Below are 25,807 nucleotides of genomic sequence, written 5' to 3' on the forward strand. Positions count from 1 at the left end.
GATGTAAATCTTTCCATTTAATTCACCACTTTCTACAAATCATCTCCACCATAGGATTTTCGTTAATAATACCATTACTTTTAAGTTTTTTCAAAATAATAAGAATATTTCACATGTTGTCTTTTTTACTATATATCGGTTTTAAATTTTCTTAAATTAGTCTATGATAATAATAAGAGATTAATGCTATAAGGTTCCAAGTTTTAGAACTATTCATTTCAAAACTTGGATTCCCAAAAGATTAATGTAATCTCGTAAGTATTTAATTTCGGACTTATATAAATATATACTTTATATACTTTTATTATTATCAATTTTATGAGGTGAATTTATTAATGATTAATAAGGCTTTAGACGTTTTAAATAAATACTTTGGTTATAATAGTTTTAGAAAAGGGCAAGAAAATGTAATTGATTCTATTTTAAATCAAAATGATACTGTAGCTATAATGCCTACTGGTGGTGGTAAATCCATATGTTATCAACTTCCAGCAATTTTATTTGATGGTATAACAATTGTAGTATCGCCGTTAATTTCTCTTATGAAAGATCAAGTAGACAATTTAAAAGCTACTGGAATAAGCGCTGGATACATAAATAGTTCTCTTTCATCACTAGAATATAAAACCGTAAAAGAAAAAATATTAAACAATGATTTTAAAATACTTTATGTAGCACCAGAACGATTGCTATCTCAAGATTTTATAACATTAATATCTAATGTCAATGTATCCTTTATGGCTATAGATGAGGCCCATTGCGTTTCTCAGTGGGGACATGATTTTAGATCTAGTTATACAAAAATAAATGAATTTATTAATCTTTTAAAAACCCGTCCAACTGTTGCTGCTTTTACCGCTACTGCTACAGAAGAAGTTAAAAATGATATGGTTAAACTTCTTCAATTAAATAAGCCTTCCATATTTATAACAGGCTTTGATAGGGAAAATTTAATACTAAAGGTTGTTCAAGGTGGAAATAAAGAAGCTTTTATTTTAAACTACTTAAAAACTCACAAAGAAGATTCCGGTATAATTTATTGTGCTACACGAAAGGAAGTAGAATCCCTTTTCAAACTTTTAAATAATAAAGATATTAAGGCTTTAAAATATCATGCTGGTCTTTCTGATAATGAACGTTTAGAAAATCAAGAATCCTTTATTTATGATAACTGTAATATAATAATTGCTACTAATGCTTTTGGTATGGGCATAGATAAATCTAATGTAAGATTTGTAATACACCATAATATGCCTAAAAATATTGAAAGCTATTATCAAGAAATAGGTAGAGCAGGAAGAGATGGTGAAGAAAGTGAATGTATTCTTCTTTTTTCTCAATCAGATATACATCTTCAAAAATATTTAATTGATGTAAGCACTTATAATGAAACAAGAAAACTAAATGAGTACAACAAGTTGCAACTAATGGCAGATTTTTCATATTCTAATGATTGTCTTAAAAAATTCATTTTAAACTACTTTGGTGAAAACTATAACCAAGATTGTGGGAAATGTAGCAACTGCCATTTCGAAGGAGAGTTTGTTGACAAAACAGAAGAAGCTAGAAATGTACTATATTGTGTTTATGAAATGAAACGTCCCTTAGGGGTAACGTCTATTATAGATATACTTAAAGGCTCTAAAAATAAAAAAGTCTTAAGACTTGGCCTAGATAAACTTAATACTTACGGAATAATGAGTAATATCTCAAAAGATTATTTAAAAACTTTTATTCATACTCTTATATCTCATAGATATTTAGAAAGCCTACAAGGAACTTTTCCTACAGTAGGACTTACCGAAAAATCTATTCCTATCCTTAAAAGAGAAGACAGTGTTATATTCAAGGAATTTGTAAATAAAGAATACTCCGATGCAAACAATGAACTACTAACAATTTTAAAATCTTTAAGAAGAGATATTGCCACTGATGAAAACATACCACCGTATGTTGTTTTTTCTGACAGCACCTTAAAAGAACTTAGCATAAGGCTTCCTATTAATAAAGAAGAATTACTTGATATAAGTGGGGTTGGAGAACACAAATGTGAAAAGTATGGAACTCTATTTTTAAATGTAATAAGTTCATATGTAAATGAAAATAATATAACCTTAGATTTTGTCTTCACTAAAACAAAAAATGAATCTCAAGCTAGAGGTTCCTCTCATAAAAGCAAAACTATAGAAGTTACAATGGACTTACTAAGTAATAACCCATCTATTGAAAATGCTTGTAAGCAACGTAATCTTCAAATAGGCACTATACTTGAGCATATAAAAAAATATTTAGAAGAACATAAAAATACTAATTTGCCTCTAGATTTTTCTAACTTGTATGATGAAGATAATGAAAAAGAAATTTTAGATGCAATAAACCAAGTAGGAAGAAACAGATTAAAACCTATCAAAGAAATAGTAAATCCTAATATAACTTACGACGAGATAAAAGTAGTTATATTTAAGAATTATTTTGTTTCATAAATAGAATTTAATCATCTTTATTAACAAATAAATTTTATTATTAATACAAAATTCAAAAGTGTACACTTTTTATAACTACAACATACTATATAGTATTATATTTAATATATAGTATGTTGTTTTAAAGTATTCAAGAGCATTTAAGAGCTATTGTTATCTTTTTCAACGGTATTCAACTTATTTTTATTTTTATTATGCTATACTTTATTTGATTTTTTTCCATTTATGTTGTACTATATTCTTGTAAAGAAAATACGTAATTAATTGATTTAATAATAAATTTTAAAAAGTTTTTAATGAATACTCAGGGGGTAGTTTTATGATAAATGTAGGTATAAACGGATTTGGAAGAATAGGAAGAACATTTTTAAGAATAGCTTCTGAAAATCCTGATAATAATTTTAATATAGTATCAATAAATGCTAGAGCTGATGTTGAAACATTAGCACATCTATTTGTTTACGATTCATGTTTCGGAACTTTCAAAGGTGATGTAAAAACAACTGAAGACTCGCTAATAATAAATGGAAAAGAAATCAAAATAACAAGATGTGCAGAACCAAAGGATATTCCTTGGGAAGCTCTTAATGTTAATTTAGTTATAGAATCTACTGGAAAATTCAAAACTAGAGAAGAACTTATGGGCCACGTAGACGCTGGTGCAAAAAAAGTTATATTAACAGCTCCAGGAAAAGATGAAGATATAACTGTTGTTATGGGAGTAAATGATGATAAGCTAGATGTATCTAAACATACTTTAATTTCTAATGCATCTTGCACAACAAATTGTTTAGCTCCAGTAGTTAAAGTGTTAAATGAAAAATTTGGTATAGTGAACGGATTTATGACTACTATCCACTCATATACAAACGACCAACAAATACTAGATAAGAGCCATAAAGATTTAAGAAGAGCTAGAGCTGCTGGCCAATCAATAGTTCCAACTTCAACTGGCGCTGCAAAAGCTGTTGCAAAAGTTCTACCAGAACTTAGCGGAAAACTTAATGGATTTGCTTTAAGAGTACCAACAGCAGCAGTATCAATAACTGATTTAGTTTGCGAACTTGAAAAAGAAGTTACTATTGAAGAATTAAATAACGCATTTAAAGATGCATCTGAAAATGAATTAAAAGGAATCTTAGGATATTGTGATTTACCTTTAGTTTCTGTTGATTTTAAAGGAGATGATAGATCTTCAATACTTGATGCACTTTCAACTATGGTAAACGGCAAAATGGTTAAAGTTGCTGCATGGTATGACAATGAATGGGGATATTCTGCAAGAGTTGTAGATTTAGCTAATGTGGTAGCAGAAGCCTTAAATTCTGAAGTAGTTTGTAAAACTGCTTAAAACTTAAAACAACCTCTAAAATAACTACTTATACGAGAGTATAGTAGTTATTTTTTTATTTTAAATTTTAATTCACTTTACCTATACAAATTAGTTTCATATTACTTTCTAAAGGAATATTTATACTTATCTTTACCAATACTAGATTTGATTACTAAACTAATATAGGAGGTTTTTTTATGGAGAATGATATGTTTTGCTATCAATGTGAGCAAACTGTTGGAGGAAAAGGTTGCACTAGAGTAGGTGTTTGTGGTAAAACACCGGATATTGCAAACCTTCAAGATTTACTTATATATCAATTGAAGGGTATGAGTTTTTACGGACTTGAACTTATTAAAAAAGGTGAAAAAATTGATAAAAAGTATATATCTTTTATAGAAGATAGTTTATTTTCAACTCTTACAAATGTTAACTTTGATTTAGACTTTTTTGTTAATCAATTAAAAACATCTAAAAAATATAAAAATGAATTAAAATCTAAGATAGCTAATACTATTGATGAATCTGATATAGCAAGATATCAATTACCTGACAATAAAGAAGAAATGTTAAAGGACTCTAAAATAGCAGGCATTATGTACAATGAAAATTTGGATGCTGATATTCGTTCAGTAAGACAAACCATAATTTACTGTCTAAAAGGAATTAGCGCATATTCTCATCAAGCAAGATTTATAAATTATCATGACGATGATGTTGACAATTTTTATTTTGAAGCATTATCAGCAGTTATAGATGATTCATTATCACTAGAAAACCTAATTGATGTAATGATAAAAGCTGGTAAAATGTCTGTTAAATGTATGGAGGTACTGGATAAAGCTAATAACGAATTATTCCAATCTCCATCTCCTCAAAAAGTGAATGTAAAAACTAAAAAAGGACCTTTCATAATAGTTTCTGGTCATGATTTAAAAGATTTAGAAATGCTTCTTGAGCAAACCAAAGATAAGGGAATAAATGTTTATACCCATGGCGAAATGTTACCTGCTCATGGTTATCCTAGCCTTAATAGATATGCTCACCTTGTAGGTAACTTTGGAGGAGCTTGGCAAGATCAACAAAAAGACTTTGACAATATTCCTGGATGCATTTTAATGACAACTAATTGTCTTATGAAACCTCGTGATTCTTACAGCGACAGAATTTTTACAACTAGTGTTGTTGGTTGGAAGAATATAAAGCATATTCCTAAGGAAAATGATGGAACTAAAGACTTTTCAGAAATAATAAATAAAGCCTTAGAACTTGGTGGCTTTAAGGAAGATGAAGTTCCACAGGAAATTTTAGTAGGATTTGGGCATAAAGCAACATTAAGCCATGCAGAAAAAATAATAGAACTTGTTAAAGATGGAAAAATTAAACGTTTCTTTGTAATAGGTGGTTGTGATGGTGCTAGGCCCGGTAGAAATTATTACACAGAATTTGCTAAACAACTTCCTGATGATTGTATAATTCTCACTTTAGCTTGTGGAAAATACAGGTTTAACAAGTTAGATTTTGGTGATATAGATGGAATACCTAGACTTTTAGACATAGGACAATGTAATGACGCTTATTCAGCAGTAAGAATAGCATTAGCTCTTGCAGATGCTTTTAATTGTACTGTTAATGACCTTCCTCTATCTATTATACTTTCATGGTATGAACAAAAAGCTGTTGCTGATTTGTTAGCATTACTTTCACTAGATATAAAAGGAATTTACCTTGGTCCATCACTTCCAGCATTTCTATCACCTAACGTACTTCAATATCTTATAGATAATTTTGATATAAAACCTATAAGCACACCAGAAGATGATTTAAAATCAATCTTTAGAAATTCATAATATAAAAAAGACTGCTTTGGCAGTCCTTTTTATATTATGAAATTATATTTATATTGTAAATTAATAAGTGATAAATTTACTTTAACATAAAATTTTATTTAAAACATATATCTCATTATTTGTTTTATTAAGACATGAACATGTTTATATCATCATCAACATTTGTTATTCCACCAATTCCAAAGTTATCAACTAATACTTTTGTTACATTTGGTGATAAGAACGCTGGTAATGTTGGTCCCAAATGTATATTTTTGACTCCTAAATGCAATAATGATAATAATACTATAACTGCCTTTTGCTCATACCATGCTATATTATAGCTTATTGGCAAATCATTTACACTTTCAACACCAAATACTTCTGCAAGTTTTAAAGCTATTACAACTAATGAATATGAATCATTACATTGCCCTGCATCTAACACTCTAGGAATTCCGTTAATATCTCCTAAATTTAATTTATTATACTTATATTTTGCACAGCCTGCTGTTAAAATTATTGTATCTTTGGGTAACTTTTCTGCAAATTCCGTATAGTAATTTCTTGATTTAGCTCTTCCATCACATCCAGCCATAACAAAGAATCTCTTTATAGCTCCCTCTTGTATAGCTTCAACAACTTTATCTGCTAATGCAATAACTTGATTATGAGCAAAACCTCCAACAATCTGTCCCTTTTCTATTTCTGTAGGTGCTTTGCATTTTTTAGCCATCTGTATTAATTGAGAAAAATCTTTTTTACCAAACTTATCAGTTTCTATATGCTTACATCCTGGAACACCTGTTGATCCTGTTGTAAATAATCTATTTTTATAAGAATTAGATGGAATTACAACACAATTCGTTGTCATAAGTATTACTCCATTAAACTTTTCAAATTCTTCTTTTTGCTTCCACCAAGCATTTCCATAGTTACCTGCAAAATGTTTATACTTTTTGAACTTAGGATAGTATTGTCCTGCTAACATTTCACCATGTGTATAAACATCTACTCCTGTTCCTTCTGTTTGCTGAAGTAACATCTCTAAATCTTTCAAATCATGTCCTGATATTAATATTCCCGGATTATTTCTTACCCCTATATCTACTGTTGTAATCTCTGGATGACCATAAGTTTTAGTATTAGCATCATCAAGTAATGCCATTCCATCCACGCCATATTTTCCTGCTTCAAGGGCTAACCCTACTAAATCATCTACCGTTAAAGTATCATCTAAAGTTGCGGCTAATGCTTTTGCCATAAATCCATGAATTTCATCACTATTGTATTCTAAATTCATAGCGTGTTTCATATATGCTGATAATCCCTTTAATCCATAAATTATAAGTTCTCTCAAACTTCTTATATCCTCATTTTCAGTTGCTAATACTCCAACTGTTTCCGATTTTTGCACAAAAGCTAATTCATTATTACCCTTCCATTGGGCAGCATCTGGAATAATTATTTCTTCAGTATTCATACCTAATATTTTTTTTAGAAAACCACCAGTTGCCTTTGTCTCTCCTATAACGCCACCAGCTTTTAAAACTTTAACTTTTAAGCTTTCTCTTAATTTTAAAGTCTCTTTAATTCTTCCTAAAAGATCTTCTCTATCAAAATTTGCATTTGTAATTGTTGAAAATAAGTTTTCTGTTATACATTTATCTACTTCTTTATCTATCACACCAACTTTTCTACCTTCATTACTTATAATTGCAAGACCTTTAGTAACATATACCAATAAGTCCTGAGTTTTTGCTACATCTTCAGTTTTTCCACAAACACCTTTTACTGTACATCCCTTACATCCTGCTGCTTCTTGGCATTGATAACAAAACATTCCCATTATAAATTCCTCCTTAATTTTTTCGTACTATTTCTATGTATCATAAGGTTTTAAATTTTAATTTTAACTTATACCTTTATAAAATAATAATTTTCCAATTTAAATAAAATGTATATTAGTAGTATTTATGTTAATTATTATTCCCTTTTCTCTATTTCCAACAAAACCTTCATGCATAAATTAAACTTTCAACTTGCATCCCTATATATCATTCTTTTGATACCTGTTTTCTACAATTGAAAGTATACTATTTTTTCAAATGTATTTCGGTAACTTTTGTTACACATTTTATTAATATATAAAATTGTTATTTTTAATTTTTATATTTTTAAGCATCAAAGTTTAGTTCTAAAAATAAAAATAAGAACCTAGTTAAACTAAGTTCTTATTTTTATTATAGTACTTTTATTAAAATGATTTTTATTAAAGTGATTTTAACTTAATTATAAGTTGACCACTTTCAACTTGGCTACCTTCACTAACCAATACTTCCTCTATTTCCCCAGATATTTTAGATACTATATTAGTTTCCATTTTCATAGCCTCTAAAATCATAAGCTTTTGATTTTTTTCTATTTTGTCCCCTTTTTTAATTAATACCTTAACAACTTTTCCCGGTATGCTAGCACCTATCTCTGTATGATCGTCTTTACTAGCAAATATAATTGATTTTTCATTTTTATTTTCTTCAATAGCCCTATCTTTTACATCTATTTCTCTTCTAAATCCATTTACTTCAAATATTACTTTTCTCATACCTTTTGAATCTGGATTTAGAACTTTTATTAATTTTACTAAAAACACCTTACCTTCTTCAACTTCAATCTCTAAAGTTTCACCTTCCACTATTCCATGGAAAAATGGTACACTTTGCATGTTGGAAAAATCACCTTTTGTCTTCTTATACTCTACATATTCTTTGAATACCTTTGGATATAAAGCATAAGCTATAATGTCTTTTTTTTCTGGAATTATTTCTAATTCTTCTGTTAATATTTTTTCTATTTTTTCAAAGTCTTCATCCTTTAAGAGTTCTCCAGGTCTACACTCTATAGAATCTTCGTCTTTTAAAACAATCTTCTGTAAACCTTTTGGGAATCCCCCATTAGGTTGGCCCATCATACCTTTAAAATAATCTACAGCTGAGTCTGGGAATGATAATATTTCACCTTTTTCTAATATGTTATTAGAGTCAATATTATTTTTCACCATAAATATAGCCATATCACCTATCATTTTAGATGATGGAGTAACTTTAACAATGTCTCCAACCATACCGTTCACTTCTTTATACATATCTTTTATCTCTTGGAACTTATGACCAAGACCAAAACTCTTAACTTGTTGTTTTAAATTAGAATATTGTCCACCTGGAATTTCATATTTATATATTTCAGCACTTGTAGCCTTTAACTCAGACTCAAAATCTTCATAAATAGGTCTTACACTTTCCCAATAATCAGATATTTGCTGTAAACTGTCACAGTCTAACTTAGTATCACGTTTTGTATTTTCAAGAGCTGCTACAACAGAATTTAAAGCAGGTTGACTTGTAAGTCCTGACATACTATTAAAGGCAGTATCAACAATATCTACTCCAGCTTGTGCCGCCATAAGTACAGTGGCAACTCCATTTCCACTGGTATCATGAGTATGTAAATGTATTGGTATGCTTATTTCTTCTTTTAATGCAGATATAAGTTCATATGCAGCATATGGTTTTAAAAGTGCAGACATGTCCTTTATACCTAATATATGAGCTCCCATAGATTCTATTTCTTTAGCCATTTTAATATAATAATTTAAATCATATTTTTTTCTACTACCATCTAAAATATCTCCTGTATAGCACATACATACTTCAGCAACTTTTCCTGTTTTTAAAACTTCATCTGTTGCTATCTCCATACCTTTTAACCAGTTCAGTGAGTCAAATATTCTAAATACATCAATACCTTTATCTGCAGATTCCTTTATAAATTCTCTTATAACATTATCTGGATAATTTTTATATCCAACTCCATTAGCACCTCTAATTAGCATTTGAAATAATACGTTTGGAATTTTTTTTCTTAATATTTCTAATCTTTCCCATGGATCTTCTTTTAAGAATCTATATGCAACATCAAAAGTTGCTCCACCCCACATTTCAATGGAAAATAAATCTTTTGCAAGATGAGCCATAGGTTCTGCTATCATAGCCATATCTTTTGTTCTAAGTCTTGTTGCCATAAGTGATTGATGAGCATCCCTCATTGTTGTATCAGTTAAAAGCAATTTCTTTTCATTTTTAATCCACTGAGTAAGGCCTAACGGTCCTTTTCTATCTAAAATTTGTTTAGTTCCATTTAAAGACTGAACTTTAGAAAATTTAGGTATTTGAGGTATATCAAAATCTTTATGACTATGCTTACCCTCATTAACTACTTTTTCTCCTAAAAAATTAAGTAATTTAAGTTCTTTATCTTCTTTAGGTATTACATTTAATAATTCTGGATGGTTTTCAATAAAGTTTGTTGTGCAAATACCCTTTTCAAATTCTTCACAACTCAAAACATTTATTAGAAAATCTGAATTAGTTTTAACTCCATCTATTTTAGTCTCTCTAACTGAACGTTTTGCTTTATTTATTGTTTCTTTAAAAGTTCTTCCATGGGTTATTACTTTCACTAATAAGCTATCGTAATATGGACTTATAATTGCACCAGTAAATCCATTTCCACCATCAAGTCTTACGCCAAACCCTGAACTAGTTCTATACATATCTATCTTTCCTGTATCTGGGAAGAAATTATTCATAGGATCTTCAGTAGTTATCCTACATTGTATAGAGTATCCCATGCAATGTACGTCCTTTTGGCTTCCTATTCCAATTTCTTTAGAACCTAAACTAAATCCTTGTGCTATTAAAATTTGACATTGCACTATATCTATAGATGTAAGCATTTCTGTAACTGTATGCTCTACTTGTATTCTTGGATTCATTTCAATAAAATAATAGTTTCCGTGACTATCTACTAAAAACTCTGCTGTTCCTGCACTTCTATAGTTAACAGCTTTAGCTATTTTTATTGCATCATTACATATACTCTCTCTTAAACTTTCAGGTAATGAAAAAGCAGGTGTATATTCTACAAGCTTTTGATGTCTTCTTTGTATAGAGCAATCTCTTTCATAAAGATGAACTATATTACCATATTTATCTCCAAGCAATTGAACTTCTATATGTTTAGGGTTTTCTATATATTTTTCTATAAAAATATCATCTATTCCAAAAGCTTTTTTTGCTTCGTTTCTAGCACTTATATACGAATCTACAAGTTCTTCCTCGCTACGAACAATCCTCATACCTCTTCCGCCACCACCAGCAGCAGCCTTTAACATTATAGGATAACCACATAAACTAGCAAGTTCTTTTGCTTTTTCTGCTGATTTTATTGGCTCATTTGTTCCAGGTATAATAGGAACCCCAACAGATTCTGCAACTATTTTACACTTTATTTTTTCTCCTAATTTGTCCATCATTTCAGATGTTGGCCCTATAAATTCTATATCATTTTCTTCACATTTTTTAGCAAATTCCATGTTTTCAGATAAAAAACCATAACCTGGATGAATTGCATCAACTTGCTTTTTCTTTGCTAATTCTATTATTTCATCAATAGAAAGATATGCTTCTACCGGTCCTTTTCCACGTCCTATTTGATAAGCTTCATCTGCTTTTGTTCTAAATAAAGCACCTTTATCTTCTTCTGAGTATATAGCTACTGTTCTTATTCCAAGTTCATGACAAGCCCTAAACACTCTTATAGCTATTTCCCCTCTATTTGCAACAAGAATTTTTTTAAAACTCATTTAAATCCACCCTTTCACTAGTTCTAACATAATATGTATATCGTTTTATCTATATAATATAATTATACGATTTTAATTATCCAAATATTTTTAAAATTTAAACTATATAATAGTTATCTTTGTAATTTTCAAATTATAATCATAAATAATTTAACATTCAATCTATTTTTTGTTAATATAGAGTCCAACGGTAAATTATTTAATATGAATTTGAATAATTTACTATTAGACCCTATATAATTTTCTTATAACAATTCTATATTGTTTTCTTTACATTTCTTTATCATTTCTTTATTCCATATACTAGCTTGAACTTCTCCTATATGTGCTTTTCTTAAAAAATACATACAGATCCTAGATTGTCCTATTCCACCACCAATAGTATATGGAAGCTTTTTATTTAATAGCATCTTATGATATTCTAATTCTTTTCTATCTTCACAGCCATTTATTTTTAATTGTTTTAAAAGAGAATTTTCATCTACTCTTATTCCCATAGATGAAAGTTCTAATGGCTTATCTAGAATAGGGTACCAAAATATTATATCTCCATTTAGTTCCCAATCATCATAATCAGGAGATCTTGTTCCATGCCTTTCTCCAGAGTTTAAAACTTTTCCTATTTTACTTATAAAAACTGCGCCTTTTTCTTTTGTTATCAGTTTTTCTCTTGTATCCGAATCAACATCTGGATACATATCCTCTAACTGCTGAGATGTGATAAAATATATGTTTTCCGGCAACATAGGCTTTATATGTGAGTATCTTTCACATACAATTCGTTCAGTTTCTTTAAAAGTTGTATATATTTTATTTACTACATTTTTTAAATAAACTTCACTACGTTGCTCTTTACTTACTATTTTTTCCCAATCCCATTGATCTACATATATGGAGTGAGTATTATCTAAAATCTCATCTCTTCTAATAGCATTCATGTCTGTATAAATACCTTCATCAACCTCAAATCCATAATTACTTAAGGCTATTCTCTTCCATTTAGCAAGAGATTGCACAATTTCCAAATTATCTTCTTTTATGTCTAAAGCATCAAAGGAAACTGGTCTTTCCACTCCATTTAAACTGTCATTCACTCCAGTATTTTCCATAACAAATAACGGAGCTGATATTCTTGTAAGATTTAAATTTTCTGCTAAACTTTTCTCAAAATAATCTTTAATAAATTTTATAGCTCTTTCAGTTTCTATAATACTTATTTCTGAATTATAATTTTTTGGAATTATTAAGTTTTTATCCTCTTTCACAAATTCATGTTTATCTTTTTTTACTAAAGTATATTCCCCACCTGAACCATCTCCTAACAATTTTTGATTTATTTTTTCATTTCTAAATTATATATTATATTTTAGCGTAAAAATCAATCTCATAATTAATTGTATTTTAACGCCAAATTTAAAAAGAAAACTTATTTTGTATCAGCTTTTGTATCAGCTATTAACATAGTACATCTTTTTTATCAAAATTGCAATATATTTTTAAATTAATTTCAATATTTTTTATTGATTAGTTAATTTAAAGTATTTTTTCTTTATTTTCATCATTTAAATTTGCTATTTAACATACTTTATAGTGTTTTTTAGTGTTTTTATTCCTTTTATAACTTAATTGTTTTTTTTACATGAAACATAGCCATCATAAAAATTTCATTATTGTAGCATTTTATTCATTTGTGATACACTTTTATTGGTTTTTTTTATATTTTTAGATTTTTTTTATATTTAAACTCCTCATAACCTTGTATTTATAATAGTTTAAATAGTGCTCACATAAAACAAATAATATTAAAAATAAAAAAAGGTATTTAAAAATAAATTTAAAATTTATTTTTAAATACCTTTTACTATTCATCTATCTTTTTCTACCTAATAATCTTAATAAATATATAAATATATTTATTAAGTCTAAATAAAGATTTAATGCTGCTAATATAGCAAATTTATTAACCTCAACTGGTGAAAGTTCATATGAATACTTATGTATAATCTTTATTTTTTGCATATCATAAGCTGTTAAAGCACAGAATATAATCATTCCTACATAATTTATAAAATTAAAAAGTCCATCATTAGATCCTAAAAGCATATTTATTATACTTACAATAATTATTCCTACAAGAGACATAATAGCAAATCTTCCTAAAGTTGATAAATCTCTTTTAGTTGTCATCCCTATCATTCCTGAGCAAAGGAACATTAAAGCTGCTATAAAAAATATAAAAATAATTGATTCTAAAGAATATGCTAATAATATGGCTGAGAAAGTTACCCCACTAATTACTGAGTACAACAAAAATAATATAAACCCAGTTTTAACAGACATGCTTTCCATTTTTCTAGTTATTAAACTGACTAACCCTATTTCTACAATAATAGCTACAAAGAACGAATACTGATTATAATATAAAAATATTATAAAATCTTCATTAATACATAATGCATATGAAACTATAAAAGTTAATATTAATCCCATAGTCATGTAAAGTAATGTTTTTCCTATAAACTTATTTTGACTAACTTGAAAAGAATTTCCTTCCATTTTTTTAATTCCTCCTTCAATTAAAATTAAATTTTTTTATTTAATTCTACCATTTTAGTTATTTTTTTTCAATATATTACTTGTAATTTATGTTATTTTTTTAAAAAAATTTGAATTTTTTTAAAAAATATGCTAGTATATCTATGGATTTATTTATTTTTTTGAAAAAAATGTATAATTTTGTTTTAGGAGGACTTATTATGGAAAATGATAAAAACTTTGTCCCTAGTGAAGTTAAAAAATGGAATTGGGGAGCTTTCATGTATAATATTTTATGGGGAATAGGAAATCGTTCCTATCTGCCACTTTTATGTCTAATTCCCCTTTTTAATATAATATGGATTTTCGTATGTGGGGCAAAAGGTAATTCTTGGGCATGGAAAAAAGGTAATTTTGAAAGTGTTGATGAATTTATGAAAATTCAAAATACATGGTCTAGAGCTGGATTATTTTCATTTATATTAACTATGATTGTTATAGTTTTATATCTATTAATAGTAATTTTTGCATTTATGCCTTTATTGAGTAATTATGGAGAATACTATAATTATTAAACTATATATTATATAATGAAAGAAAAAACTATGTGTAGCTAAAACTCATAGTTTTTTCTTTTATATTTTATAAGAATATACTTTCTAGAGTGAACTTAAAACTTTTTATTAAGTTAGACATTTTACGTATTATTATGTTATAATGAATTGCATATAAAATATATGTTAATTTTCTTTAAACAATTTTTATTATTTCTATAATAGAAATTTATTTTTTTGCAAAGTTTTTGTAAAGGTTTTACTAGTGATTTTTACTAAGTTAGTGTTTTCATATTTTTCGTACACTAATTTAATAAAAATCCATTAGCTTTTATATAATTAAAATATTTTGAATAAAATTAATAATCAATATAAATAATTTTTATAATAAAACATTAAATTTTAAAAGTTAACTTGTAACCCTACAATTAATTTTCTTTAAAATAAAGTAAAAGTAAATTGGATTTAATTTTAAGTTAAGAATATTAGAGGGGATGAAAGAATGAAATATTGGAAAAAGTACACTGAGGAAGAATTAAACCAAAAAGTTTCAGAAGCATTAAGTAGAACTTTAAACTATGACAATACTAACACTATAGGTATTCCTGGAACAAAATTAGATAATGCAATGTTTTATGATGGATTTGATTTTGTTAAAAAATCACCATATCTTAGAACTTTTATACAAAATCCTAATCATATAGGCTGCCATACATACGACAAAGCAGATATATTATTTGGAGGTACTTTTGATATTGAAAGAGAACTCATTCAACTTCTATCAAAAGACATACTTAATGGAGAAGATGAAGAATTTGACGGTTATATTGCTCAAGGCGGAACAGAAGCAAATATTCAAGCTATGTGGGTTTATAGAAACTATTTTAAAAATGAGAAAAATGCTAAGCATGAGGAAATGGCTATAATAACATCTGCAGATACACATTATTCTGCATACAAAGGTTCTGATTTATTAAATATAGATATTATAAAAGTTCCTGTTGAATTTTACACTCGTAAAATCCAAGAAGAAGTTTTAGATAGTATAGTAAAAGAGGCAAAAGAAAACGGTAAAAAATATTTTATAGTAATCTCTAACATGGGTACTACTATGTTTGGTTCCGTAGATGATCCTGATTTATATGCAAATACTTTTGATAAATATGAACTAGATTACAAAATCCATGTAGATGGCGCCTTTGGAGGATTTATATATCCTATCGGAAATAAAAATTGTACTACAGATTTTTCTAACAAAAATGTAGATTCTATTACACTAGACGCTCATAAAATGCTTCAAGCACCTTATGGTACTGGTATTTTCTTATGTAGAAAGAATTTAATACATAATACACTTACAAAAGAAGCTACCTATATAGAAAACTTAGATGTAACAATAAGTGGAAGTCGTTCTGGTGCTAATGCCGTTGCTGTATGGATGATTCTTGCCACTTATGGTCCATTTGGATGGCTTGAAAAAATAGATAAATTAAGAAATAGAACAAACTGGTTCTGTAATGAATTAGAAAACTTAAATATTACTTATTATAAAGAAGAAATGATGAATCTTATCACTATAGAATCTAAATATGTGAATGATGAAATTGTAGAGAAGTATTTCTTAACTCCAGAAGTTCATAACGACACCAATAAATGGTACAAGATAAATGTTATGGAACATGTTCATTTAGAAATATTAAACTCTTTAATAAATGATTTAAAAAATCATTTAAATTCTTCTACAAAAACAGCATAAAAAAAGCGTGCAATTGCACGCTTTTTATTGTATATTAACATTTCAATTCCAAATTACACTTTTCATCATTAATTATATATGGTTCCAAGTTGACTTTTAAAATTATTCATTCCAAAACTTGGATACCCAAAATAGTGAGACATGCTCCGAATCACTTAGAATTCAACACTACATCTTGTGTAAAAATATTTTAAGGTTGTTGAATAAATTTAAATTGGAGCTTGTTTCCCTATATTAAACGGCAATACATAATTGTTAATTACTTTTGATATAATAGTGCCTATTATTATAAATAGAATTCTTTCTAAAGTTATTAAAAAAAGTTCTTGCCCTATAGCAACTGTTCCTAATGCTGATATGGTAACACAAATTATCATTTTTCTATACTCAGTTATATAAGTGTTGGTATATCCTACAACCATTAATAATACAGTTCTTAATACTGACGATTCTATAATTGTAAATAAAACCATAAATATTATGCTGCCAATTAATGTTCCTTCTACTCTTTTAGGTATTCTTTCATTACAATTATCTTTATAAGGCTTTGTAAGAGAAAATACAGTATACATTATCCATCTTACTTCTGGTAAATCAATTTTCTCCATAATAAATGTAGAAATTCCCATAACTAATGCCATTCTAACCCCATATGAAAACATTAAACTTTTCTTTGTGAAATTTTTATTATATTTAAAAATTTCATCCTTTAATTTAAATTTATTTACACTTCCATTTTTATTTCTATTCATTGTATATTGTAATGTTACTGAAAATAAAGCACCAAAAACTAATGCAACTAACCTTATAACAAACTTTTTATCATCAACAGGAGTATTTAACATAAACATATATTGAAGTCCAAAAGGTATATATAATCCCTCATTTAAATTATATGAGCAAACATATGCAACAATAAACATAACTGTAGTATTTAAAATCAAACCTAATATTAATGACTTATATGCTAAAAATGAACATAATCCTAAAAATACATTCATAAATAATATTTTTAAAAAACTTACAATAAATTTTTCACTAGGCTTCTTTTTTATTATCATTAACGCTAAAGTTATTACTGTAACACCTACAAGAGTATTTTCTTGTCCAAATATACTTTTAAATAAACCTATAAATGCCACTATTATAATAAATAAAATACTTTTTGATAAAATCAATTTTTTATTCATATTCAACCTCTTTTCTTTTCATGCTATTGAGGATTTTATCATAGTTTAAATTTTTTTTAAAATTTATTAACTTTCGTTATATGCTGAACTATTTTTATGTTAATATATATAATGCTGCAATTGCTAGCATACTTTTAATATATTAATTTCAATATTTTTCTATACGATACATATATTCTAAATATTTTCATCAAATTTTTATAAACTTATAAATGAATTTAAAAAGGTTATTGCCATTTGGCAATAACCTCTTAACTATAAAGATTTTTTTATTTCAGATATCATTATCTCTGTAGAGCTAATTCCACTTCCACCTAAATACCATGCTTTAGGATCAAGATATATTATCTTTCCATTTTTATATGCATCTGTATTTTTAACTATATCTGTTTCTATTATTTCTTTAGCTGATTTTTGTTCTCCTCCAACAATTACACTTTTATCTATTACAAATATATATCCTGGATTTTTAGATAATATATATTCATAAGAAACATTTTCACCATGATTATTTTCACCACTTAAGTTTTCATCTGCACACTTAAATCCGAATTTATCATATATCATACCAAATCTAGAACCTTCTCCAAATACACTGATAGAGCCTTTATTTACCATAAATATTAAAGCATTATTTTCTGAAGCTGTAGTCTTATTATTTATTTCATCTAACTCTTTATTAATCTTTTCAATTTCTTTTTTTCCAAACTCATCTTTTCCAAATATTTTTGACAATATAGATATATTATCTTCTAAAGATTTAAAATGATCATTATTAACTGTTCCAAGACCAATAGTTGGTGCAATCTTAGAAAGCTCTTCATAATATTTGCCTTGTCTTCCTTCTATTATTATTAAATCTGGTTTTAGTTCGTTTATCTTTTCCATATCAAACTCTAATAAAGCTCCTAAATCAGAATATTTTTCATCATTATACTTTGATAGATATTCTGGTAAATTAGATTTAGGTAATGCAATTGGTTCTATTTTCATTTTATCTAATATATCTAAAGAACCATAGTCTAAAACTACAATTTTTTCTGGATTACTTTTAACCTGCGTTTGCCCATATCTATGCTCTATTAGCATATCTCCAGCTAAATTTTCACCTTTATCTTTAGTGGAAAATTTCAAAAAACTGTATCCCCCTATTAAAAATAAAATTATTATCAAAATACTTATTAAAACCTTTTTATTCATCTTTTCCTCCTTGATTTTGAATTTCATTATCAATCTTTTTTTAAAAATAAACGCATATTTTATTTCCATCTATATCTTTTATATTGAAATCTATTTTATAAATATCTTCTAATAACTGCTTATTTATAATCTCCTCCTTCAAACCGTCTTTTACTAATTTTCCATTATTTAACACTATTATATTATCTGAATAGCAAGAAGCAAAATTAATATCATGTATAACTATAACCACTGTTTTTTTTAAATCTTCTGTCAATCCTTTTAAAACTTTCATCATTTGAACTGAATGTTTCATATCTAGATTATTTAATGGTTCATCCAAAAGTATATAGTCTGTATTTTGAGCTATAATCATAGCTATATATGCCCTTTGTCTCTGACCTCCACTTAATTCATCTAAATACTTATTTTCTATATCCGAAAGTTCCATATATTTTATGGCTTCATTTATAAATTTTTTATCTTCATTTGTAAGTTTTCCTTTTGAATATGGAAATCTTCCAAATGATACTAATTCTTTTATTGTAAGCCTCACATTAATATTGTTACTTTGTTTTAATATTGATATTTTTTTAGATAATTCAACAGTATCCCACTTAGAGATTTCTTTACCATCAATATAAACTTCTCCTGAATCTATACTAGTTATTCTACTTAACATGGATAAAACAGTACTTTTTCCTGCTCCATTAGGACCAATAAAAGATGTTATTTTTCCTTTTTCTATATTAAAAGATACATCGTCCACAATTTTTTTATTACCATAACTTTTACATATGCCTTTTACCTCTATCATATATTGCTCTCCTTTAATAATAAATATATAAAATACACTCCTCCTATAAAATTTATTATTATGCTAACTGTACTACTATAATTTAAAATTCTTTCAACAATAAATTGTCCACCTACTAATGCTAAGATACTTATTAAAATTGATCCCATTATAAGTAAATTGTGTTTATATGTTTTAAGCCATTGATATGACAAGTTTATAATCAATATACCTAAAAACGTTAGCGGTCCTACTAAAGCCGTTGATATAGATATTAATATTGAAACTATAATAATTATTTTATAAGATAATTTATCATAATTAACACCTAAATTTATTGCATTCTCTCTTCCTAGCAACATCACATCATATTTTTTAATATCATCATACACAACTCCAGCAATAACTACCGTAATTATCAGACTAAAAAATAATATATTAATATTTACATTGTTAAAGCTCGCATATAATACTGTCTGTAAAGCCTCAAATTCATTGGGATCTATTATAACTTGCATAAAAGTTGCTGATGTTTTTAATAACGTGCCCATAACCGTTCCTACTAATAATAAAAAGAATATATTTCTTTTTCTAAGTACTACTAATTTGTATAAAGTTAATGTTCCAATTATCATAAGCATAGTAGAAAATATAAAATTTATATTTTTATTCAACATAAATATGGAAGAAGACCCAAACATAAGTACAATAACTGTCTGAAAAAATATGTATAATGAATCAAGTCCTAAAATACTAGGAGTTAGAATCCTATTATTAGTCATTGTTTGAAATACTAATGATGAAAAAGCTATAGAAGAACCGGAAATTATTATCGCTATAATTTTAGGTATTCTCTTTGAAATATTGTAATTGAAATTATTTTCATTTAATCCTAAAAATATAAATAACATAATTAATATTAAATTTATAATAGCTAGTAAATAAATTTTACTTTTTACACTTATATTTCTACTTTTCATTATTATTTCTCCTAAAAATCAACCAAAGAAATATTATAGATCCTACTGACCCTACAGTAACACTTATCGGTATTTCATATGGAAATATTATTAATCTTCCAACTACATCACAACATAATACAAAAATAGCTCCAACCAATGCTGTAGTACTAATATTTTCAGATAGGTTGTCCCCTTTATATATAGAAACTATATTAGGAACTACTAAACCTAAAAAGGGTATATTCCCAATGGTTATCACAACTAATGATGATATTAATGCAACTATAACCATACCTATAGTAACTACTTTATTAAAATTTAATCCTAAATTTTTAGATATATCTTCACCCATTCCTATAACTGTAAATTTATATGCATATATATATGCTACAGTTAATAAAGGAATAGTTAAAAATAATAGCTCATAATTTCCTTTAATAATCATAGAAAAATTTCCCTGCATAAAAGAATTTACATTTTGAACCAAATTATATTTATAAGCTATAAAATCAGTAATTGAACTAATTACATTTCCTATCATTATTCCTACCAATGGTATAAATACTGCATTTTTATATTTTATTTTTCTTAAAACTTTCATAAATATAAAAGTTCCAATTATAGAAAATATAAATGCCATAATCATTTTCTCTGTCAGTGTAGTAGTCGAGAAAAACATAACTGATATTAAAACTCCTAACTTTGCAGAATCTACTGTTGCTGCTGTAGTAGGTGATACAAACTTATTATTACTTATTTGTTGCATAATAACTCCACTTATACTCATACCTACTGCTGAAAGTATGATACTTATTAACCTTGGTATCCTTGATAAGTATATTATTTCTAATTGCATAGTATCTCCATTTAGCAAGTTTGAAATATTTAATTCATGAACTCCAACGAATAAAGATACCATTGACAATAGTACTAATATAACTACTAAATATTTATCTTTCATACTTTGAATTTAATAAAGCTTAAAATATTGCTTTAATTTGTGTTACAAAAATCTATTAATGATTTATTGTAACTTCTCCTTTCTATAATTTTCAATTTATAACTATTAATAATTATTATCAATAAATATATGATAATGAAATTCATTATCATTGTCAACTTGTTTTTGAAAGTTTTTTAATAAAATTTAACATTTATTATCTAAAATCTGTTTTTTTCTCTTAAATACGTGAAAACTCTATTGATAACAAGATAAGTTTCAGCAATTTCTATAAATAAAAAGTAAAAAAATAAGAGAGCTTATTTTTTCTAAGCTCCCTTAACTTTTAATTTTAAGTTCTAAAAATTACATTTTCCTTATTAAACATATATCTAGCTATAGCTACTGATATTACTATATACGCAATCATCCACCCTAAAACAACAAGAATATGTTGAATATTTATAACTCCTAATGTTACCTCTTTTAATATAGACATAACATTTGCTATTGGTATGTGAAAGTATATATTATCTATATTTTTCCCATCAACTGTATACATTAAAAAAGTTGGTACAAAAGCTAAAATAGTTAATGGTGTAGTATAAGTTTGAGCCTCTTTAAAAGACCTAGCATATATACTTATAGCTAACTCTAATGCTCCAAAGGCCATAGATGTTAGTACTGTAAATATGAATATTATAAGTATTGCTAACGGAGATATTCCTATATCAAAATTTTCTACTCCTCCACCAAAAACGCCAGGGCTTATTTTAAACGAAATTACAAGTCCAGCAATTGCTGCAATAGCAGTAATAATTCCAAGTATAGTTATAGCAAAAACTTTTCCATAAAGTATAGATAATCTGCTTGCTTTTGTTGTCAAAAGTGGTTCTAAAGTGCCTCTTTCCTTTTCTCCAGCACCTAAATCTGTAGCAGCTGGCAGTGGTCCTGTAACACAATATAAAACTATAAATAAAGGTATAATCATAGACATAATCATCTTGCTTACCCCATCATCTTCTTCAACTATAGTTTTTTTATTTATATTTACAGGAAGTAATACACTAGGATCAATACCTCTATTGGTAAGTGTTGTTTTAACCACGTTTTGTGAAAACTCACCTATATATTGATTAACCTTAGAAAATACCATACTAGAAGTTTGACTGGAATCATCATATATAACATCAATATTTGTTTGAACTCCATTTTTTATATTTTCTTCAAAATTATCTGGTATTGTTATAACTACTGCAATCTCCCCATTCTTAACCTTATCTTCTGCTTCATCAAATTCTATAGTTTTTATATTAAGATCATCTTTTTCTTTCAAAAATTTATCTAAAGAGCTTTTACCTTTGTCTTCTATGGCTATATTAAAATTTTCCTTTTTTGCAGTTTTTTCTATACCTGCACTCATAAAGTAAAACATTATAGGCAATAGCAATAGTGGAATTAAAATTCCTACTAATACTGTTTTTTTATCTCTAAATAAATCTGATAATTCCTTTTTAAATATTAGTCCAACTGTTTTAAAACTCAATACCATCACCTCCAATTAGACTTACAAACACTTCTTCTAAATCTTCATTGTTATATTTTTCTTTAAGTCCTTTTATTGTACCACTCTCAACAACTTCCCCCTTGTTTATGATAACTATTCTATCACATAACTTTTCAACTTCATTCATACTATGGCTTGAAAATATTATAGCTTTATTTTCTTTTTTGCATTTTAATATAAACTTTTGAATTATTCGTGTTGAAATTACATCTAGGCCAATAGTAGGCTCATCAAATAGCATAACTGAAGGATTATGTACAATAGACCTTGCAATAGCAACCTTTTGTTTCATACCTCTGGAAAATTTTCCTACTTTCCTATCTATATATTCTTCCATATCAAGAATTCTTACAAGTTCCTCTATATTTTTATCCGCTTCTAGTTTGTTCATACCATTAAGTAGTGCAAAATATCTTATATTTTCTCTAGCAGTAAGTCTATCATAAAGTCCTACCTCTCCGCCAAATAAAATTCCAATTTCACCTCTTACTTTGTCAGCATCTTTAAATATATCATGACCATTTACAAGACAAGTTCCTTCTGTAGGTTTTAACATTGTAGCTATCATCCTTAAAGTCGTAGTTTTTCCTGCTCCATTTTCACCTAACAAACCTACAATCTCACCCTTTTGAACATTAAAGCTTATCCCCTTTAATGCTTCAACTCTGCCAAAGTTTTTTTTAATCCCCTTAACATCTATCATTTTTTCACCTCTTTAATAATAAAATTTATATATTATTTATAATAACTTATATTTTAAACATATTATACCATATTGATATGTTTTCAATAAATTCCTATACAAAAGCTCTTTACATGGTTTTTATATACATCCTTTACAATACCAAATCTTTCATTTAATATATAATACTATTTAATTTAAATCTAATTCTCATAAAAATTTAGCTAAAAGCAATGTATCTTCATAATTTCCATTAATTTTTATATTTTTATTACGAACACCTTCAACTATAAAACCAAACTTTTTATAAAGCCCAATTGCAACAACATTTTTACTGAAAACTTCTAATTCAATTTTTTCTATTTCATTTACTTTTGCCCATTCTATTACACGCTTAATTAAAGCACTTCCTATTTTTAACCCACTATATTCTTTTAAAATTGTTATTCCAAATGTTGAAACATGTCTTGTCCTAATTGAATTCCCTTTTTGTAATGTAGTACATCCAACTATTTTTCCTTCCATTTCCGCAATTAAAAATAATGATGTTTTTTTAATATATTCTATTTCCTGTTCAATTGTTAAATTAAATTCTTCTGACTCTTTAGTAAAAAACTGTACTTCTCTCATTACTCTTTTTACTAATTTTATAATTTCATTAGCATCCTCTATTTTTGCTTCTCTAATTATTAATTTTTTAATGCTTTGTACCATTATTATAACCACCCCAATTTTTTCATATAAAAACTCAAATTTAATTGCTATGAAATGTATAATAAGAACTTTCAATACGGTTCTTATTAAAATTTCATCACATATTGATATTAATTCTTCTTGATTTATAATTATCCTTTTAAAAATATATTTCTATTCTCCATTTCATTTTGTAATGTTTTCGTAGAAAATAAAAGTAATATTAACTAAATAATGTATTTTAATATTCATAAGAATTAATCTTACAATTAATTAATAATAATTTCAAATTCAGTTCTCTATATTGAATTTTTTACAATAAAAAAAAGGCCCCTTAATGGGCGCTTCAAAAACTAAGGCAATTAACTTAATCCTAATTGCTTATTAACTTGTTTATTAGATCTGGTAGAAGCATCTATTATTTTTTGATAAAGTGTATCACCATCATATCCTTTTTTCATATATTTGCTTTCATAATATTCAAATGGCTTGTTAGTGTTATTATAATTTAAATGGTTTGCTAGTTCTTTATCTTTCATTAACTTTCTAGCTTGCATTCTATATTTATTCCTTAAAAAATGAGCTTGTTGAGCTTGTTTCTTTATTGATAGTGACTTATCTATCTTATTAATTATATTTCTATCTTTGCTATTGTACCATATTCGCACTTCTACATTACTTAGTTTTCCTATTAATTTTATATACTTTTTAAAATCATTAGCTGTTATAACCTCTTTAACCTTTCTTTATTATTTTAAAATCACTATATTATTATACACTATATATTACATTTTGTAAAAGTTAATACTATATATGCTAAAAATACAGCAATTCATTTTTGAATAATTTCATAATAAATTCATTTGATTACATTTTTAGTTTTTAAAATAACTTACTTATTCATTATTCTCCACTTACTTTTTAAAATGGTCATTTCATATAAATTCCAATATCCACCTTTTGCTTTTCTTGCATTTTTTATAAATTTTTCTTTTAAAAACCCAGACTTCTCATAGCATTTAATTGCACTCTCATTAAAATCAAACACTCCAAGAGTTATTTTTTCAAAATTGAAATTTTCAAATCCAATCCTTAATAATTCTTTTAATGCCTGTGTTCCAATCCCTTTATACCTAATATTTTCTTCTCCAATTAAAAATCTACATACTCTACCTATTTTATTAGTTTTATCCACTTCACGAAGTTCAATGGTTCCTATAATTTCATTTGTAGAAACTATAATTATTTTATAAAGAAATATATTAGAATTATGCTTTTTAACATCGTTAAAATAGTAATCTTTAACTTGATTAATAGTTAAAGGATACGTATAACTAGGTCCAGCCCATTGCAATAAATAATCTGATGACTTATTCTTATTCCACTCTACAATTTTTTCTAAATCTTCTTCTTTTAAATATTCAAGTTTAATCATTTTTACATACCTCCCAATAAATTATACTTTAATTATAAGTTATTACGTGGCGTAAAGGTCAATCTTAATAATTTAAAATTAATTAAAATGTATTTTAAGTTAGAATAAGTAACTCCACTTACTCTATAGAAATAAAATGTACTTCTTAGAATAGAATTTTTAACTTCTA

Annotated in this window: 19 protein-coding genes; 5 read left to right on the forward strand and 14 right to left on the reverse strand. The window is 26.7% G+C overall.

The window, feature by feature from the left end; genetic code table 11:
* Nucleotides 1-335: 335 nt before the first annotated feature.
* The 3 genes from recQ to hcp (AZI32_RS04795) all read left to right on the forward strand — a co-directional run bounded on the left by recQ (nt 336) and on the right by hcp (AZI32_RS04795) (nt 5,666).
* Nucleotides 336-2,483, forward strand: coding sequence for a DNA helicase RecQ (gene recQ, locus AZI32_RS04785; protein ID WP_082761140.1), 2,148 nt, complete (start codon nt 336-338; stop codon nt 2,481-2,483).
* Nucleotides 2,484-2,802: 319 nt separating this feature from the next.
* Complete coding sequence (gene gap / locus AZI32_RS04790; protein ID WP_061994762.1) at nt 2,803-3,834, forward strand: type I glyceraldehyde-3-phosphate dehydrogenase; 1,032 nt, start codon at nt 2,803-2,805, stop codon at nt 3,832-3,834.
* Between the two features lie 179 nt (nt 3,835-4,013).
* Complete coding sequence (gene hcp, locus AZI32_RS04795; RefSeq protein WP_061994763.1) at nt 4,014-5,666, forward strand: hydroxylamine reductase; 1,653 nt, start codon at nt 4,014-4,016, stop codon at nt 5,664-5,666.
* Between the two features lie 127 nt (nt 5,667-5,793).
* Here hcp (AZI32_RS04795) and hcp (AZI32_RS04800) read toward each other — a convergent pair whose 3' ends face one another.
* The 4 genes from hcp (AZI32_RS04800) to AZI32_RS04815 form a co-directional block, all read right to left on the reverse strand.
* Nucleotides 5,794-7,494 carry a hydroxylamine reductase gene (gene hcp / locus AZI32_RS04800; RefSeq protein WP_061994764.1) on the reverse strand — a complete coding sequence of 567 codons (1,701 nt, stop codon included), beginning with the start codon at nt 7,492-7,494 and terminating at the stop codon, nt 5,794-5,796.
* A gap of 423 nt (nt 7,495-7,917) precedes the next feature.
* Complete coding sequence (locus AZI32_RS04805) at nt 7,918-11,349, reverse strand: pyruvate carboxylase (RefSeq protein WP_061994765.1); 3,432 nt, start codon at nt 11,347-11,349, stop codon at nt 7,918-7,920.
* Between the two features lie 245 nt (nt 11,350-11,594).
* The gene (asnA, locus tag AZI32_RS04810; protein ID WP_061995076.1) at nt 11,595-12,614 is read right to left on the reverse strand and encodes an aspartate--ammonia ligase; all 1,020 of its coding nucleotides are present in this window, start codon (nt 12,612-12,614) and stop codon (nt 11,595-11,597) included.
* A gap of 604 nt (nt 12,615-13,218) precedes the next feature.
* On the reverse strand, nt 13,219-13,905 hold the full coding sequence (locus AZI32_RS04815) for a Bax inhibitor-1/YccA family protein (RefSeq protein ID WP_061994766.1): 687 nt from the start codon (nt 13,903-13,905) through the stop codon (nt 13,219-13,221).
* A gap of 200 nt (nt 13,906-14,105) precedes the next feature.
* On the opposite strand from AZI32_RS04815, the gene AZI32_RS04820 reads away from it, so the two are divergent.
* Together AZI32_RS04820 and AZI32_RS04825 are read left to right on the forward strand one after the other, a co-directional pair.
* Complete coding sequence (locus AZI32_RS04820; protein ID WP_061994767.1) at nt 14,106-14,459, forward strand: hypothetical protein; 354 nt, start codon at nt 14,106-14,108, stop codon at nt 14,457-14,459.
* A gap of 481 nt (nt 14,460-14,940) precedes the next feature.
* Nucleotides 14,941-16,194, forward strand: coding sequence for a pyridoxal-dependent decarboxylase (locus AZI32_RS04825; protein ID WP_061994768.1), 1,254 nt, complete (start codon nt 14,941-14,943; stop codon nt 16,192-16,194).
* A gap of 209 nt (nt 16,195-16,403) precedes the next feature.
* Here AZI32_RS04825 and AZI32_RS04830 read toward each other — a convergent pair whose 3' ends face one another.
* The 10 genes from AZI32_RS04830 to AZI32_RS04875 form a co-directional block, all read right to left on the reverse strand.
* Nucleotides 16,404-17,384 carry an FUSC family protein gene (locus AZI32_RS04830; RefSeq protein ID WP_061994769.1) on the reverse strand — a complete coding sequence of 327 codons (981 nt, stop codon included), beginning with the start codon at nt 17,382-17,384 and terminating at the stop codon, nt 16,404-16,406.
* Nucleotides 17,385-17,639: 255 nt separating this feature from the next.
* Entirely contained in the window at nt 17,640-18,584 is a 945-nt protein-coding gene (locus AZI32_RS04835) for a siderophore ABC transporter substrate-binding protein (RefSeq protein WP_061994770.1), read from the reverse strand.
* Nucleotides 18,585-18,624: 40 nt separating this feature from the next.
* Nucleotides 18,625-19,380, reverse strand: coding sequence for an ATP-binding cassette domain-containing protein (locus AZI32_RS04840; protein WP_061994771.1), 756 nt, complete (start codon nt 19,378-19,380; stop codon nt 18,625-18,627).
* Entirely contained in the window at nt 19,377-20,339 is a 963-nt protein-coding gene (locus AZI32_RS04845; protein ID WP_061994772.1) for an iron chelate uptake ABC transporter family permease subunit, read from the reverse strand. The genes AZI32_RS04840 and AZI32_RS04845 overlap by 4 nt, the downstream gene beginning before the upstream one ends.
* Nucleotides 20,329-21,282, reverse strand: a complete 954-nt coding sequence (locus AZI32_RS04850; protein WP_061994773.1) for an ABC transporter permease — start codon at nt 21,280-21,282, stop codon at nt 20,329-20,331. Before AZI32_RS04850 ends, AZI32_RS04845 begins: the two co-directional genes overlap by 11 nt.
* A gap of 331 nt (nt 21,283-21,613) precedes the next feature.
* Complete coding sequence (locus AZI32_RS04855; protein ID WP_061994774.1) at nt 21,614-22,807, reverse strand: ABC transporter permease; 1,194 nt, start codon at nt 22,805-22,807, stop codon at nt 21,614-21,616.
* Nucleotides 22,797-23,531: an ATP-binding cassette domain-containing protein gene (locus tag AZI32_RS04860; protein ID WP_061994775.1), complete on the reverse strand. Its 735-nt coding sequence runs from the start codon at nt 23,529-23,531 to the stop codon at nt 22,797-22,799. Before AZI32_RS04860 ends, AZI32_RS04855 begins: the two co-directional genes overlap by 11 nt.
* 189 nt (nt 23,532-23,720) lie before the next feature.
* Complete coding sequence (locus AZI32_RS04865) at nt 23,721-24,224, reverse strand: GNAT family N-acetyltransferase (protein WP_061994776.1); 504 nt, start codon at nt 24,222-24,224, stop codon at nt 23,721-23,723.
* A 341-nt stretch (nt 24,225-24,565) separates the two neighbouring features.
* Nucleotides 24,566-24,760 carry a hypothetical protein gene (locus tag AZI32_RS04870; RefSeq protein ID WP_061994777.1) on the reverse strand — a complete coding sequence of 65 codons (195 nt, stop codon included), beginning with the start codon at nt 24,758-24,760 and terminating at the stop codon, nt 24,566-24,568.
* A 335-nt stretch (nt 24,761-25,095) separates the two neighbouring features.
* On the reverse strand, nt 25,096-25,638 hold the full coding sequence (locus tag AZI32_RS04875; protein ID WP_061994778.1) for a GNAT family protein: 543 nt from the start codon (nt 25,636-25,638) through the stop codon (nt 25,096-25,098).
* Nucleotides 25,639-25,807 lie beyond the last annotated feature (169 nt).

Origin of the sequence: Clostridium sp. ATCC 25772 (genome assembly GCF_001573875.1) — a bacterium.
In the GTDB taxonomy this organism is placed as follows: Bacteria; Bacillota; Clostridia; order Clostridiales; family Clostridiaceae; genus Clostridium_J; species Clostridium_J senegalense.

What these genes read in the sequence shown, in the direction of transcription:
- recQ (WP_082761140.1), top strand. Translation starts at nt 336, where the DNA reads ATGATTAATAAGGCTTTAGACGTTTTAAATAAATACTTTGGTTATAAT.
- gap (WP_061994762.1), top strand. Translation starts at nt 2,803, where the DNA reads ATGATAAATGTAGGTATAAACGGATTTGGAAGAATAGGAAGAACATTT.
- hcp (WP_061994763.1), top strand. Translation starts at nt 4,014, where the DNA reads ATGGAGAATGATATGTTTTGCTATCAATGTGAGCAAACTGTTGGAGGA.
- hcp (WP_061994764.1), bottom strand. Translation starts at nt 7,494, where the DNA reads ATGGGAATGTTTTGTTATCAATGCCAAGAAGCAGCAGGATGTAAGGGA.
- AZI32_RS04805 (WP_061994765.1), bottom strand. Translation starts at nt 11,349, where the DNA reads ATGAGTTTTAAAAAAATTCTTGTTGCAAATAGAGGGGAAATAGCTATA.
- AZI32_RS04815 (WP_061994766.1), bottom strand. Translation starts at nt 13,905, where the DNA reads ATGGAAGGAAATTCTTTTCAAGTTAGTCAAAATAAGTTTATAGGAAAA.
- AZI32_RS04820 (WP_061994767.1), top strand. Translation starts at nt 14,106, where the DNA reads ATGGAAAATGATAAAAACTTTGTCCCTAGTGAAGTTAAAAAATGGAAT.
- AZI32_RS04825 (WP_061994768.1), top strand. Translation starts at nt 14,941, where the DNA reads ATGAAATATTGGAAAAAGTACACTGAGGAAGAATTAAACCAAAAAGTT.
- AZI32_RS04830 (WP_061994769.1), bottom strand. Translation starts at nt 17,384, where the DNA reads ATGAATAAAAAATTGATTTTATCAAAAAGTATTTTATTTATTATAATA.
- AZI32_RS04835 (WP_061994770.1), bottom strand. Translation starts at nt 18,584, where the DNA reads ATGAATAAAAAGGTTTTAATAAGTATTTTGATAATAATTTTATTTTTA.
- AZI32_RS04840 (WP_061994771.1), bottom strand. Translation starts at nt 19,380, where the DNA reads ATGATAGAGGTAAAAGGCATATGTAAAAGTTATGGTAATAAAAAAATT.
- AZI32_RS04845 (WP_061994772.1), bottom strand. Translation starts at nt 20,339, where the DNA reads ATGAAAAGTAGAAATATAAGTGTAAAAAGTAAAATTTATTTACTAGCT.
- AZI32_RS04850 (WP_061994773.1), bottom strand. Translation starts at nt 21,282, where the DNA reads ATGAAAGATAAATATTTAGTAGTTATATTAGTACTATTGTCAATGGTA.
- AZI32_RS04860 (WP_061994775.1), bottom strand. Translation starts at nt 23,531, where the DNA reads ATGATAGATGTTAAGGGGATTAAAAAAAACTTTGGCAGAGTTGAAGCA.
- AZI32_RS04865 (WP_061994776.1), bottom strand. Translation starts at nt 24,224, where the DNA reads ATGGTACAAAGCATTAAAAAATTAATAATTAGAGAAGCAAAAATAGAG.
- AZI32_RS04870 (WP_061994777.1), bottom strand. Translation starts at nt 24,760, where the DNA reads ATGCAAGCTAGAAAGTTAATGAAAGATAAAGAACTAGCAAACCATTTA.
- AZI32_RS04875 (WP_061994778.1), bottom strand. Translation starts at nt 25,638, where the DNA reads ATGATTAAACTTGAATATTTAAAAGAAGAAGATTTAGAAAAAATTGTA.